Below are 13,372 nucleotides of genomic sequence, written 5' to 3'. Positions count from 1 at the left end.
TCAGGCCACATCCTTCCGGCTAAAGTGCACCATACCCAGCAACAGAATCAATAACCCTAGACCTGCCCCCATGCCTGCATACAGATATGGATTGGGTCCATTCCAGGCCATCTGCGCCCAAGCGAGTGGAAAGTTCGGTGAGATACTGAGTGCGAACATGCCCGTTATCGCGAGAACGATGCCCAGGGTGACGGGAAGTGCCTGATTCTTGTTAACCATCGTGAGCCACAACTCCAGTGACAACACGGGAAGTGCACCAGCCAAAGGCAATAGCCCCAGCTTGATCGCATGTGTCCAAGGTATTTCGCTGGCATGGAATCCGAGGATCAGACCCAGACCCACAATTCCTGCGGTTAACAGCAGGCAGGAGATCACCAGCAGAACACAAGCAAGCAGGAACTTGGCTAAATACACGGCTGGTCTGGGAATCGGCATCGCGAGCAGCTGTTTCCATGATCCCTGTTCATGCTCAACATTAGCGATCATGGAGCTGAGAATGGTTGCTCCCAGCATCAGAGACAAGGGCACAAAGACCACCACATTGCCCAGCAATCCGCCCCACAGGTTATCTGCATACTGCTCTTTCAGATAGTCCAGCCGTAAGCCAAAATTAAGCGCCTGCATCGCTGTTAATCCAAGAGGGGCCAGAAAGACAAGAAACCAGATCCCTTTCCCCCGAATCTTGAGCCAGTCTGATGATAATGCACGCCCGGTCATATGGAAGCCCCCTCGCCAATGACCCGCATGAACAGATCTTCCAGCGACTGACGCTGTTCCTCTACACGATACACATCATGATCCTGCTCAATTAATCGGCGCACAAGCAGTGCCACTGAACTGTTATCCATATAAGGGAACGTTAACGCAGAACCTTGTTGCTGACCAAATTGTCCCTGTTCTCTCGCCAGCTTCATAGCCTCTTCCGGCTCGGAAACCGTTAACCGGATAGAGCTACCCGTCTGACTATGCAGACTTGCGATGGTATCCTGAAGCACCATCTTGCCTTCACGGATAATACCAACGCGACTTGCCATCTGTTCGACTTCACTCAGCAAGTGGCTGGAAACCAGAACGGTAATGCCATGTTCCAGAGGCATGCGTTTGATCAGTTCCCGAATCTCCTGAATACCGGCAGGATCAAGACCATTCGTTGGTTCGTCCAGAATCAGCAATTCCGGTTCACCCAGCAAAGCGCTGGCAATACCCAGACGTTGCTTCATCCCAAGGGAATATCCCTTCACTGAACGTTTGGCATCCTTGGTCAGATCTACAATGGACAGCACTTCAGCAATTCTTGATTTTGGTACATTGATGATGCGGCGCAAAGTTTCCAGATTCTCTACTGCGTTCAGATGTCCGTAATAGGACGGGTATTCGACCAAGGAACCCACACGGCGCAAAATATCCATGCGATCCTTGCGGATATCCTTGTCGAAGATACGGATCACGCCTTTGGTTGGTTTAATCAAGCCGAGAAGCATGCGAATCGTTGTTGTTTTGCCGGCACCGTTGGGACCGAGGAAGCCGTAGATATCTCCCTTTTTAATATGCAGATCAAGTTCACGGACCGCTGCACGGTCCCGGTATGTTTTCCATAAATTCGCCGTTTGAATAATATTTTCACTCACTGTATGATCACCTCGGAACTATCGTAACCTTCCAAGGTTAAAGCCAAGGTAGTCTCCAGTTTAAGTTTAGTTTAAAAAAGTTATTTCAGCGGTTTGTTGCTTCCCTTACCACTGTAGATATATGTCTGGACACCCGTATCGGAACTGTCTACCCGCTTGCGCAGGCCCATCTCACGAATCAACAGGTCTACAATGGATAAGCCTAGACCTGTGCCTTTTGTGTCGGAATTCGGTTGCATTCCCGGACCCCGATCCTGAATAACGACGGCCGTCTCACCCTGAATCTCCTGAGTTGATATACCAATATATTTCCCGCTGGCGGCATGACGGATCACGTTTTGGAACAAATTATCAAGAATACGGCGCATGCCCTGTTCATCCATATGCCAGATCAATGGTTCCTCTGGCAGGTCAATATCAATCTCAAATTGCTCTTTCTCCCAGACCGGGTACCAGGCGGCCGCCGTTTCCCTGACGATCCGCAGTATATCTTTCTCTTCCAGCTTCAGTGTATACTTCCCACTCGTGAGCAAATTGTAGGATAACATGTTGTCAATGAGCCCACCGAGGTCCTCCATCTTTGCTTCCATGCGATGTAATGAACGGTCACCTTGCTCGCTCAGCTCTTCCTTGTGCAAAGCATGCATATGTCCACGAATCACCGTTAGCGGGGTACGCAGATCGTGAGAAAGCCCCGCAATGAGACGTTTGCGCAATTGTTCTTCCTCTCGTTCACGGTGGCGGCTGTCGGACAGTTGATGCACCATCTGATTGAAGGATTCTTCCAGTTGACCAATCTCGTCTGACCGGCGGATATCTACCGGAAGCGGGAGGCCTTCCTTGCCGGTGGTCATCATGGCCGTCTGCAAACGAATAAGTCGTTTGCGAATGCGTGCGAAGAAGAGAATCGACATAATGATGAAGATCAGAAAGATGAGGGTCATTACGATACCAAGATACAAGAGTTCCATCGGCCAGTTACTCTGATTCATTTGCAGAAGTGACCGCGGCACTTCAATGATCATGAATCCCTGTCCTTTGTCCTGCTCAGCTCCGCCAATATATGCAACTACGGTCAGTGGATCGCGAAAGGAGGCTTCTTTCATGAATTGCACCGTATTGTTTACATTCCATAAGGATGGAATATGAGTCTCTGTCGTTTGCCCGGAATCCAGTGACCATCTCAATGTCGTGTCTGTTCTGCCATCCGGCGACGTGGATTTCAGAAGCGTTACATCTTCACCACCGAGAATAAAGAGGGTCTCACCGCTCACATTCACACGATACATGGAAGATTTGGGATACGAGCCATGTAATTGCTCCAACCGGGCCTTAATCTCTTCATCCGAAGCACCATCCAGGTTCTTCGCTTCACGTGACCAGAGGTTACTGATCCGGGTAACATCACCGTAAGGCGCGTCGCGGTTCGTATTCGTGTTATTCACTACGACAATATATATAACGGATATGATCGGAAGGACAACGGGCACAAATAATACAGCCGCCAAGATCAGTAGGATGTATCTGGACATCAAGGACCGCCCAAAGCGAAGCTTGCGCCGCCCGGATTGCTTTTGATCCATACTTCGTTCTCCCTTCATGATCTTCCGTTCTCTGAACCACCGAATCATGGCTTCTTCACACGATATCCCACACCACGGACCGTCTGAATAACTACAGGATTGGCCGGATCAAGCTCCAGCTTTTCGCGTAGATGCCGAATATGTACCATTAAAGTCTTGTCCCCATCCAGATAGGGCTCGTTCCAGACGGCTTCATAGATCTGCTCTTTGGTTCGAATCATGCCCATATGTCGTAGCAGGTAGGCGAAGATGTGGAACTGTTTTCCCGATAAAATAATCTCATCTCCCGTCTCCTCATTGACGATCCGGTTGTCCTTCTCATAGATGGAGAGATGATCCAGCTTCAGGGCAGCATCCGTGGATACCGCCGTTCCTGCCTTACGCAGTTGTACTTCAATCCGGGCAGCCAGTTCATCGGGGTGAAATGGTTTGGTCACATAGTCATCGGCAAAATCAAGACCGTGCAACTTGTCGTCAATGGACGTTCTGGCCGAGAGCATGACAATGGGCACGGCGGGATGTTCTTTTTTCAGTCGCTGTCCCACCGTAAATCCATCCAGCCCAGGCAGCATGACATCCAGAATAATGAGTGAGCAACCGACAGCAGCCTCCGCTGCACCTTCACCACTGCCGAGCCATACCACCTCATAACCGCGCTCCTCCAGATCGGCTCTGACCCAAGTCGCAATTTCCGTATCATCTTCAATATATAACAGTTTGGTTTTCATCCGAATATTCGTTTCCTTTCTGCCCCCATTGGGTTAATGATATATCTGAGCATCATCATGGTAAAAGATGTCTATAACATATGGATTCATGTCTTGTTGAAACAATGTTAAAGTCCTTTACGTTACCACACATTCTAATTATAGCGTATTCATTAACGTGGGGAATGTCATATTAATCAAGTCTACCAAGTACATACTATATCCACACCTGACGGGAGGAAATTCATTATGCTGCTGGAAGCCATCTATCATCAACCGAAACGAAACTGGGCCTATGCCTATGACCAAGATACAATCCATCTGCGTTTGCGTGCCAAAAAGAATGATCTGACCGAGGTACATGCCCTGACCGGGGATAAATATGCGTGGGATGCAACCAAAGCGCTGGTTCCCCTAACCAAGTTCACCTCTGACTCCATGTTCGATTACTACGAGGGTGAAGTGAAACCTCCCTACCACCGACTCAAATACTCTTTTCTGCTCAAAAGCGGCGAAGAACAGATCTGGATGACCGAGACGGACTTCCAGGAAGAAGAGCCGGACGATCCGGGTCGTATGTTCCAGTTCCCTTATATTCATGCCGGAGCTGTATTCACACCCCCTGCATGGGTTAAGGATGCGGTGTTCTATCAGATTTTTCCCGAACGATTCGCCAACGGCAACCCGGATATTAGTCCGGAAAAGGTAGAGCCGTGGGGTGGCGAGCCAACACCTTTCAATTTCTTCGGCGGTGACCTTCAGGGCGTGATCGACCATCTGGATTACATCAGCGATCTTGGCATTAATGCGATCTACTTCACACCCATCTTCGAAGCCACCACCAATCACAAATACGATACTGAGGACTACCTGCGGGTAGACCGGCACTTTGGTGACGCAGATACCGTGAAACGACTGGTCGAGCTATGCCATGCACGTGGAATTCGTGTACTTCTGGATGCTGTGTTTAACCATTCCGGGAAGACATTTGCGCCGTTTGTGGATGTGCAGAAGAACGGAGAACAATCCAAATATAAGGACTGGTTCCATGTACATGAATACCCGCTGGACGTGAAGGACGGCATTCCTACGTATGAGACCTTCGGATTCGAAGCGCATATGCCAAAGCTGAATACGGAGAATGCCGAGGTTAAGGCCTATCTGCTGGAGGTTGCCGAGTACTGGATCAAGGAAGTGGGTGCGGACGGATGGCGGCTGGATGTGGCAGACGAAGTGGATGATGCATTCTGGCGTGATTTCCGCCGTGTAGTCAAAGCGGCTAATCCGGATGCCTATATTCTGGGCGAAGTATGGAATGAGTCCTCTGCCTGGCTGCAAGGCGACCAGTTCGATGCGTCCATGAACTATCCGTTTACCGATGCCGTAAATGCTTTCTTTGTGAAAAATACAATGCACGCAGAACAGTTCGCGAACTCCATCGGACGACAGTTATCCCGTTATCCGCTTCAGGCCAGCGAAGTGGCGTTCAACTTGCTGGACAGCCACGATACCCCACGGCTGCTCACGTTGTGTGAAGGCGACCAACGCAAGATGAAGCTGGCTGCGTTATTCCAGTTCAGTTACATGGGTGCTCCGTGCATCTATTACGGAGACGAGATTGGCATGGACGGCGAACATGATCCGGGCTGCCGTAAATGCATGGAATGGGACGAAGCGAAGCAGGACCGGGAGCTGCTCGACTTTTATCAGAAACTAATCTCCCTGCGTCATGCTCATCCTGCCCTGCGTGCAGAAGGCACCGTTCGTTTCCTGCAGGCTCGTCCCGATGGCAGCCAACTGGTATTTGAGCGGCAAAATGAGGAGGAACGCATTCTGGTTCTGTTCAATCGATCAGAAGAGACGGCTATTGTCGAGCTGGAGGCCGGTGACGAAGAATGGACCGAGTTATTCGGCGGAAACCATCGTACCGCCAAGGAAGATGGCGTACTCGCCATTGAACTGCCTGCGTATGGATATGCCGTACTGAGTACGGCTGTGAGCCAGAACTAGAGTCATAATACACATTCATCTGAAGTCACATATAAGTATCCTAACTTCGCTTCATCTTGCAGCATAAAACAAGCGTCCTGCATAACCCGGATTCGGGTTCGCGGACGCTTGTTTTTGTATTTTTGTATTCGCCGTTATACATAATAATGTCACTGATTTATATATCGGTGGTCCCGGTTCAGCTTAAACCTGAGTATCCTTGTCCACTTGAGCATTGTCCGCCCCACTTGTAGTTGTGTCAGAATCCGCTGGCTTCGACTCCTGCTCAGGCTCGGCACGCTTTGCCTTTGGTTTAGCCAACTTCTGCATCATTTTGCGGCCGGTTGGTGTCTGGGCCAGTCCGCCCTGGGCTGTCTCCCGATGGCGGCTCGGCATCGCACTGCCTACTTCCAGCATGACGTCGATGACTTCGTCTGACGGAATGGCACTACGCACTCCGGCCAAGGCCATGTCAGCCGCAGCCAGCGCCGTAACTGCACCCAGTCCATTACGGACGATGCACGGGATTTCAACAAGGCCTGCGACCGGATCGCAGATAAGGCCCAGTGTATTTTTTAACGCCAAACCAACGGCATGAACGACCTGTTCCGGTGTACCTCCACGCAGTTCAACCATGGCACCCGCAGCCATGCCGATCGCGGAACCCACTTCCGCCTGACAGCCACCCTCGGCCCCGGAGATAAATGAATTGTTGGCAATAACATAACCAATCGCTCCCGCACAGAACAACCCGTTCACCAAATGTTCGTCCGTCCAGCCAAAACGCTCCTGTGAGCTAATAAAAACACCGGGGATGATGCCGCAGGAACCGGCTGTTGGTGTTGCCACGATCCGACCCATGGAGGCATTCACTTCAGATACACACAGGGCATACGCCATGGCAAGTGCGGAAGCATCTCCTGAGCAAGTCTCACCCTTGCGAATGTACTCCGCCATTTTTTTACCGTCTCCACCCGTTAACCCACTGCGTGATGTCGTATCTTCCGTTAACCCTTTGCGTACCGCTTCCTTCATCACCTGATAATATTCAGACATCTGTTTCACAACATCCGCTTCCGGTGTATTGGTCTCCTGAACCTGCTCCTCGATCATCAGCTGAGCAATGGTTTTGGATTCTGCTGTACAGATCGTATTCAGTTCGTGCAAATGTTTAAACCGCATCCGAATCAACTCCTCTCTTCAAATCGATAACACGAATGTCCAGCACATGGTCCAGCTCCCTTAGACGCTTGAGCATATCGGGATTAGGCACACCATCCATTTCCATCGCGGTAAGCGCTTCGCCATCACGGGCTTTCCGGTCCACCTGCATATACCCGATGTTAACCCCGGATGAACTGATCGTGGACGTTACAGATGCAAGCACCCCTGCTTTGTCCGCATGTCGCAGAACAAGTGTTGGAAACTCACCACTAATCTGAACACGAAAATCATTCATCGCATGCACCGATACACTGCCACCACCAATGGATGCACCGATTAAGGAGCAGGCACGTTCTCCATGCCATAACTCAATTTTGACCGTATTTGGATGAGGAGCAGGCAGGCCACTTGTATAAAACTCAACCTCCATGCCTGCTTCCTCTGCGTATTGCTCTGCATCCGGGATACGTGGATCGTCTGTGACATAGTCCAAAAGACCGCCGATCAGTGCCAGATCTGTTCCGTGCCCCTGATACGTGTCAGCGAATGAACCATATAACGTCAGCCGGGCACGTTCTGGCGTACATCCAAGCCACTGACGAGCAATTCTCCCTAACCTTGCCGCTCCAGCTGTATGTGAACTTGAAGGCCCTGTCATGGACGGACCAATAATTGAGAAAACATCTTTAAATCGCACTTTATAACCCTCCAATTGTATTCGTCATTTCCATCCAGAATCTAATCCATATTGTTCCTTATTTACTGAATGATGACATCAAAAAAGGACAGAAGAAGGCCTCAGGCCCTCTCTCTGTCCTCGATACCTGAGAGTTTCACGATCAGCAGTGTCTCACGACAAGGTGCATTGCCTGCGATTACAGACAAGTTCACCGGTCCCACTGATCATATACCCCTTGGGTGGCGCAGTTCGCGCACTCTCCAGAGTTGCGTCCAACGATGGTACATTTACCTGAGAGATTAACCACTGCGCCGGGTGCGCAGCAGCTTGCTCCTTCGGTGCCTGAATACTAGCCATTGTGCTCGGCTAACCCAGGTCTCTCCCGCTCGTTATCATCCGCTATATGGAACCATTCTGAGCTTATGTCAGAACAGTCATGGAAGTCATTAATTTCTTCTTCATTAAGATTAATCGACCGGAAGATCAGTGTCAACAAACTTAACGATTTCTTTGGGTGTATTTCCTTCATTTCCTATTGAAGCGATGATAACCAGAATATTTTGTCAGCTTTCATTACATTAATACGTTAAAAAGATCTTTTAAACAGCTCATTTCGTTCTACTTCAATCAATGATGTGCTTACTATTATTTATGATATTGTCCATGAAACCGTTCGGGTATTCAGGCAACCATAATCTTTGATCCACACTGCTCACTAACCCATCCGAGTCTGCACATCTGGATTATAAATCACAGTTCATAAAATATGCTCTCGTTCTGTACATAAGGTCTGCAATACTTGCTGCATAGCTTCGGCATGCGATCTTTCATCCATTCGTGCCTCGACTCATTCGCCATCTGAAAGGCATAATAACCCAGTGTAAAAATCAACATGAATCCTTCCATTAATCGGATATCACGATCCGTCAGTGGTGCGATCTGTTTGGTATAACCGGATAAGAATATATCTCGTTCCTCCCGGTTGAACATAAGTGCTGCTCCTCCAGCATCAAAAAGATAGTACCCATACCCGTATAGACAAAAATCAATCATAGATATGCCCTGATCCGTTATCAGCAGATTGTTGCGAGTAATATCCCCATGAATGATCCCCCATGTTCCTGCGTGCTGCGGGTATGTTTCTAACTGTTCATTAATGTTCTCAAACGTCTCACGAAGCAGGTCGAAGTCTTCCGTTGTAAAAATCCCCAGTCGGACGCCTTCCTCTAGCTGCCCTAGCATGACCAAGTTCTCATGGATGTTGCCATATGCCGGCCGCACCTTTGTTCGATCTGTCTGATTCTGCTCACGCCCATATTGATGAAGCATCTGCAGTTGTGCCCCAAGATCATAGATCTGCTCTGTTGTCAGGCGTTCTCCCTGCTGGATGTCCCTTCCCTCAATCCACTCCAGTACTGTACAGCAGATTTCTTTACCCGCTTCACTTTTCCATACCGTGACCCAGTCTCCCGATACATTCCGTACCGGATGCTGCACGCGCAATTCCGTCGTTGCATTTAACTCATGAAGCAGGTTCATCTCTGCCTCCAGCGCAGGAAGCGTATGCTGAATGCCTGTCATACTTGTATATGCGGCTTGATGGATACGTAACAGATACTTCTTCCCGCTTGCTTCATCGACGACATGATATGTCAGATTCTCATTGTGGCGAATATATGAAACGACAGGTTTCTCAATAGTGTAGTTCTGTATAATCTGAGCTGCCATATGGTCGTAAGACATCTGATTCGTAGTGATTATCAACATCTCCTTCGAAGTCATGTAAACGTTCTCTTCACACTAAATATCGTAGCATAATGTTTATCCCGCATACAGAAAATCCCACTAAAATTATAAATTAAAAAAGCACAACCCCCGAACAACCGTCCAGGCATTGTGCTTTCTTTTGTCTCTATTATTTCTTAATCTCTCTGTCTATTGCTCTATGTTACACTCCATGATCCAATTAACCGAAACGACCCATAATGTATTCTTGCGTCAGACGATTGTCCGGGTTCGTGAAAATATGCTCTGTATCCCCGTGCTCAACCATGCTTCCCAGATAGAAATAAGCTGTATAATCCGAGATGCGCGCCGCCTGCTGCATGTTATGGGTAACAATAACGATCCGCAGCTCCTTCTTGAGCTCGGTAATCAACTCTTCAACTTTACCCGTAGATACCGGGTCAAGTGCAGATGCAGGCTCGTCGAGCAGCAGAATCTGCGGATCAACAGACAGGGCGCGGGCGATACACAGACGCTGCTGTTGTCCACCCGAGAGAGACAGAGCTGACTCGTTCAGCCTGTCTTTCACTTCGTCCCAGAGCGCAGCACGACGCAAGCTTTTTTCCACAATTTCATCCAGTGCCTTCTTACTCTTCGTACCGCGGTAGCGGGGGCCAAACGCGATATTGTTGTAGATGGACTTATGAAAAGGGTTCGGCTTCTGCCACACCATGCCAATCTTCTGACGAAGCTTGATTACATCGGTTCCAGGCTCATTCAGATCGTTACCGTCCATCCAGATATGTCCCTCTGTACGGGAACCGGCAATCTCGTCGTTCATCCGGTTCAGCGACCGGAGGAACGTGGATTTACCACACCCAGACGGCCCAATAAGAGCCGTTACGCTTGCTTCAGGAAACGTCAGGCTAATCTGCTTGACTGCCTGGAAATGTCCATAATATATGCTTAACTGTTCCGTACCAAAAGGTATGGCCATGTTGGTTCCTCCTTATTTCGAAGCTGTCATGCGGCGGAATACAACCCGACCGATCCAGCGTGCACTTAGATTGAACGCCAGCACGAGAATGACAAGCACGGCGGACGCCCCTGCTGCCACTTCTTTGGAATCTGGCCCAATACCTTCACTATTCACTTTCCAGATATGGACAGCAAGTGTCTCTGCCGGACGGAAAGGATTAAGCGGTGATCTTGGACTCGTTGGATTCCAATCTGTAAAGTCCAATGGCGGACTACTCATACCTGCGGTGAACATCAGCGCGGCTGCTTCACCGAAGATCCGGCCGGAAGCCAGGATCGTACCCGTAATCAAGCTCGGCAATGCCACAGGTAGCAGAATCGAAGTAATAATCTTCCACTTGGACAGTCCAAGCGCCAGACCTGCTTCCTTCTGTTCCTTCGGAACGGCCCGGAAGGCCTGTTCCGTTGTCCGTACCATCAGTGGCAAGTTAAAGATCGCCAGAGCCAAGGCACCCGAGATCAGGGAGAAACCAAGACCAAATGTATTTACAAGCAATAAAAGACCAAACAAACCGATAACGATGGATGGGAATGATGACAATACTTCAACGACCAGACGAATGAAGCTGGTAATCTTGCCTGGTTTGGCGTATTCCGCCATGTAAATCCCTCCGCCCCATCCGAGTGGAATGGTAACAATCAAGGTCAAGACAAGCAAGAATATGGAGTTAAAGAGCTGTGGACCAATCCCGCCGCCACCCTTAAGCAACTGTGGTGCGCTTGTCAGGAAGTTCCAGCTAATATGCCCAATACCTCTATACATGATGAAGCCAAGCAGACCGAGCAATAGAATAACAATGAACAGGGCCAGTACAACGATAACGGATGTTGCAATTTTATCTACCGTCTTTGCCTTCATTTTCATACCCGGTTTCTCCTTTCAAGCAGGCGAACCAGAATGACGAAGACAAATGTCATCACCAACAGGACAAGCGCCATACTCCACAGTGCATTGTTATGAACAGAACCCATCGTGGTGTTACCCATGCTGAGTGTAATTACACTTGTTAATGTTGAAGCGGATTCGAGCAAGGATGTTGGAACATGCGGTGCATTACCGATAACCATCTGCACAGCAAGAGCCTCACCAAAAGCACGGGCCATCCCCAATACGACACCTGTCAACAAAGCTGGCAAAGTCGTTGGAATAATGACACGGTAGATGGTTTGCCAGCGAGTGGCACCCAGTGCGTAGGAGGATTCTCGCAATCCTTTTGGCAACGCGGACAAGGCATCTGCCATAATACTTGTCACCGTAGGAAGTATCATTACCGCGAGAACAAGACATCCGGCTGCAATCCCGACGCCTGTTCCACCGAAGATACTGCGAAGCAAGGGTACGATGACACTCAGTCCGATAAATCCGTACACAACGGATGGAATTCCGGACAAGAGCTCAATCGCAGGCTGCAAGATTTTTTTCCCTTTACCTGGTACAATCTCTGTCATGAAGAGTGCTGCACACAGGCCAAGCGGACTTGCGATCAATGCTGCAAGCAAGGTTGTAATGAAAGAACCTGTGATGAACGGCAATGCCCCGTAGAACGCAGGCTCTCCAGTTGGATTCCACGTTTTCCCACCAAGAAATTCACTTATGCTTATTCCATTTTGGAAAAATGTCGATAGTCCCTTGGACGCTACAAAATAAACAATGGAAAACATGACAACGATCAGGAAAACGACACAAATCGACGTATAGATCCGTCCCGTCCACTCTTCCCAATAATGTTTCTCTTTTAAGGGCCGGCGCGGTTTCAACTTGTTATTCATTACCGTTCCCCCTTCGGTCTGTTCCATAACAACCATCCTTCTATAGTAGAATTAATGCAAAATATGGGATTATTTTAGAGCAAACCGCGTAAAGAGGCGGGACCTAAGTCCGCCTCTTTCGCTGTATGCGCAAGTTCAAAGATTACTCAACCACATTACCTGCTGCATCGCGTTTTACTTTCATACCTGACATTGGAATGTATCCAAGTTCTGTCACGTCGTTTTGTTGAATTTCGTCACTCAAGATGTAGTCCAAGAATGCTTTTGTTGCTGCATCAGGCTCACCTTTTGTGTACATGTGCTCGTAAGCCCATACTGGATAAGTTCCTGCTTCTACGTTCTCAACTGTTGCTTCTACACCTTCGTATTTCAACACTTGCAAGCTGTCATCCAAGTAAGACAGGGCGAGGTAACCAATAGCACCTGGCGTTTCAGATACCAATTTTTTTACGTTACCAGAAGAATCTTCTTGAATCGAACCTTGGATATCATCCATTTTTGCACCCAATGCATACTTCTCGAAAGTTGCACGAGTACCTGAACTACTTGGACGGTTTACAATAACGATTGCTTGATCCGCACCACCAACGTCTTTCCAGTTCGTTACTTTACCGGAGAAGATGTCGATCAGTTGTTGCTTCGTCAAATCTTCTACCCCTGCATCTTTGTTGCTAACTGGCGCCATAGCTACTACTGCTACTTGATGGTCAACCAATTCTTTTACTTTGGCTTCGTCCTCCAGTTTCTCTTCTGCAAATACATCAGAGTTACCGATTGTAGCTTGTCCGTCAGATACTTGTGTCAAACCAGTACCACTACCGCCACCTTGAACTTGAACCGTTACGTTCTTATATTCATCAACTGCCATAAATTTCTGTCCAGCTTGTTCTACCAGAGGTAGCAATGCTGTCGATCCGACTGCCAGAATGTTACCGCTAAGCTCAGTAGCAGCTTCTCCTGATCCATTGCTTGCGGCACCCTCTGTACCAGCGTCATTTTTCGATCCGCATGCTGCGAGAACCAGTACGAACGTTAAGGTCATCAAAATAAACGGCAACTTTTTAAACATGTTTTGTTTTCCTCCCCCAA

Annotated in this window: 12 protein-coding genes and 1 riboswitch; of the genes, 1 reads left to right on the top strand and 11 read right to left on the bottom strand. The window is 48.7% G+C overall.

All coding sequences use genetic code 11. The annotated features are described in order from the left end of the window. The 4 genes from NZ043_RS11950 to NZ043_RS11935 all read right to left on the bottom strand — a co-directional run bounded on the left by NZ043_RS11950 (position 1) and on the right by NZ043_RS11935 (position 3,939). On the bottom strand, positions 1-717 hold the full coding sequence (locus NZ043_RS11950; RefSeq protein ID WP_091038202.1) for an ABC transporter permease: 717 nt from the start codon (positions 715-717) through the stop codon (positions 1-3). Beyond that, positions 714-1,628 carry an ABC transporter ATP-binding protein gene (locus NZ043_RS11945; RefSeq protein ID WP_124117936.1) on the bottom strand — a complete coding sequence of 305 codons (915 nt, stop codon included), beginning with the start codon at positions 1,626-1,628 and terminating at the stop codon, positions 714-716. The genes NZ043_RS11950 and NZ043_RS11945 overlap by 4 nt, the downstream gene beginning before the upstream one ends. An 80-nt stretch (positions 1,629-1,708) precedes the next feature. Further along, a complete protein-coding gene (locus tag NZ043_RS11940) occupies positions 1,709-3,211 on the bottom strand; it encodes a HAMP domain-containing sensor histidine kinase (RefSeq protein ID WP_240768286.1) in 1,503 nt (500 codons plus the stop codon). 44 nt (positions 3,212-3,255) lie between these two features. Next, positions 3,256-3,939, bottom strand: coding sequence for a response regulator transcription factor (locus NZ043_RS11935; protein ID WP_091038197.1), 684 nt, complete (start codon positions 3,937-3,939; stop codon positions 3,256-3,258). 228 nt (positions 3,940-4,167) lie between these two features. Here NZ043_RS11935 and NZ043_RS11930 point away from each other — a divergent pair, with 228 nt between their 5' ends. Beyond that, positions 4,168-5,928, top strand: a complete 1,761-nt coding sequence (locus NZ043_RS11930; protein WP_133386921.1) for an alpha-glycosidase — start codon at positions 4,168-4,170, stop codon at positions 5,926-5,928. A gap of 183 nt (positions 5,929-6,111) precedes the next feature. Here the strand turns inward: NZ043_RS11930 and sdaAA are convergent, their stop codons facing one another. From sdaAA to NZ043_RS11895, 7 genes are all read right to left on the bottom strand, one after another. Beyond that, a complete protein-coding gene (gene sdaAA, locus NZ043_RS11925; protein WP_076215963.1) occupies positions 6,112-7,089 on the bottom strand; it encodes an L-serine ammonia-lyase, iron-sulfur-dependent, subunit alpha in 978 nt (325 codons plus the stop codon). Beyond that, a complete protein-coding gene (sdaAB, locus tag NZ043_RS11920) occupies positions 7,079-7,768 on the bottom strand; it encodes an L-serine ammonia-lyase, iron-sulfur-dependent subunit beta (protein ID WP_133386922.1) in 690 nt (229 codons plus the stop codon). Before sdaAB ends, sdaAA begins: the two co-directional genes overlap by 11 nt. Before the next feature lie 252 nt (positions 7,769-8,020). Beyond that, positions 8,021-8,145, bottom strand: a riboswitch (glycine riboswitch). Positions 8,146-8,500: 355 nt separating this feature from the next. After that, on the bottom strand, positions 8,501-9,532 hold the full coding sequence (locus NZ043_RS11915) for a phosphotransferase (RefSeq protein WP_133386923.1): 1,032 nt from the start codon (positions 9,530-9,532) through the stop codon (positions 8,501-8,503). Positions 9,533-9,716: 184 nt separating this feature from the next. Further along, positions 9,717-10,472, bottom strand: a complete 756-nt coding sequence (gene pstB / locus NZ043_RS11910) for a phosphate ABC transporter ATP-binding protein PstB (protein ID WP_091038190.1) — start codon at positions 10,470-10,472, stop codon at positions 9,717-9,719. A gap of 12 nt (positions 10,473-10,484) precedes the next feature. After that, positions 10,485-11,372, bottom strand: a complete 888-nt coding sequence (gene pstA, locus NZ043_RS11905) for a phosphate ABC transporter permease PstA (RefSeq protein WP_091038374.1) — start codon at positions 11,370-11,372, stop codon at positions 10,485-10,487. A gap of 2 nt (positions 11,373-11,374) precedes the next feature. Continuing rightward, positions 11,375-12,283, bottom strand: a complete 909-nt coding sequence (gene pstC, locus NZ043_RS11900) for a phosphate ABC transporter permease subunit PstC (RefSeq protein WP_100528178.1) — start codon at positions 12,281-12,283, stop codon at positions 11,375-11,377. Positions 12,284-12,425: 142 nt separating this feature from the next. Next, complete coding sequence (locus NZ043_RS11895) at positions 12,426-13,352, bottom strand: phosphate ABC transporter substrate-binding protein (protein ID WP_091038188.1); 927 nt, start codon at positions 13,350-13,352, stop codon at positions 12,426-12,428. Positions 13,353-13,372 lie beyond the last annotated feature (20 nt).

It is taken from the genome of Paenibacillus sp. FSL k6-2145 (assembly GCF_037976585.1).
Classification (GTDB): domain Bacteria; phylum Bacillota; class Bacilli; order Paenibacillales; family Paenibacillaceae; genus Paenibacillus.
This window is presented reverse-complemented; position numbering and strand designations above follow the sequence as displayed.

Coding starts and splice junctions, on each gene's coding strand:
- pstB (WP_091038190.1), bottom strand. CDS start 10,472: ATGGCCATACCTTTTGGTACGGAACAGTTAAGCATATATTATGGACAT.
- pstA (WP_091038374.1), bottom strand. CDS start 11,372: ATGAAGGCAAAGACGGTAGATAAAATTGCAACATCCGTTATCGTTGTA.
- pstC (WP_100528178.1), bottom strand. CDS start 12,283: ATGAATAACAAGTTGAAACCGCGCCGGCCCTTAAAAGAGAAACATTAT.
- NZ043_RS11940 (WP_240768286.1), bottom strand. CDS start 3,211: ATGGATCAAAAGCAATCCGGGCGGCGCAAGCTTCGCTTTGGGCGGTCC.
- NZ043_RS11895 (WP_091038188.1), bottom strand. CDS start 13,352: ATGTTTAAAAAGTTGCCGTTTATTTTGATGACCTTAACGTTCGTACTG.
- NZ043_RS11950 (WP_091038202.1), bottom strand. CDS start 717: ATGACCGGGCGTGCATTATCATCAGACTGGCTCAAGATTCGGGGGAAA.
- NZ043_RS11935 (WP_091038197.1), bottom strand. CDS start 3,939: ATGAAAACCAAACTGTTATATATTGAAGATGATACGGAAATTGCGACT.
- NZ043_RS11915 (WP_133386923.1), bottom strand. CDS start 9,532: ATGACTTCGAAGGAGATGTTGATAATCACTACGAATCAGATGTCTTAC.
- sdaAA (WP_076215963.1), bottom strand. CDS start 7,089: ATGCGGTTTAAACATTTGCACGAACTGAATACGATCTGTACAGCAGAA.
- NZ043_RS11930 (WP_133386921.1), top strand. CDS start 4,168: ATGCTGCTGGAAGCCATCTATCATCAACCGAAACGAAACTGGGCCTAT.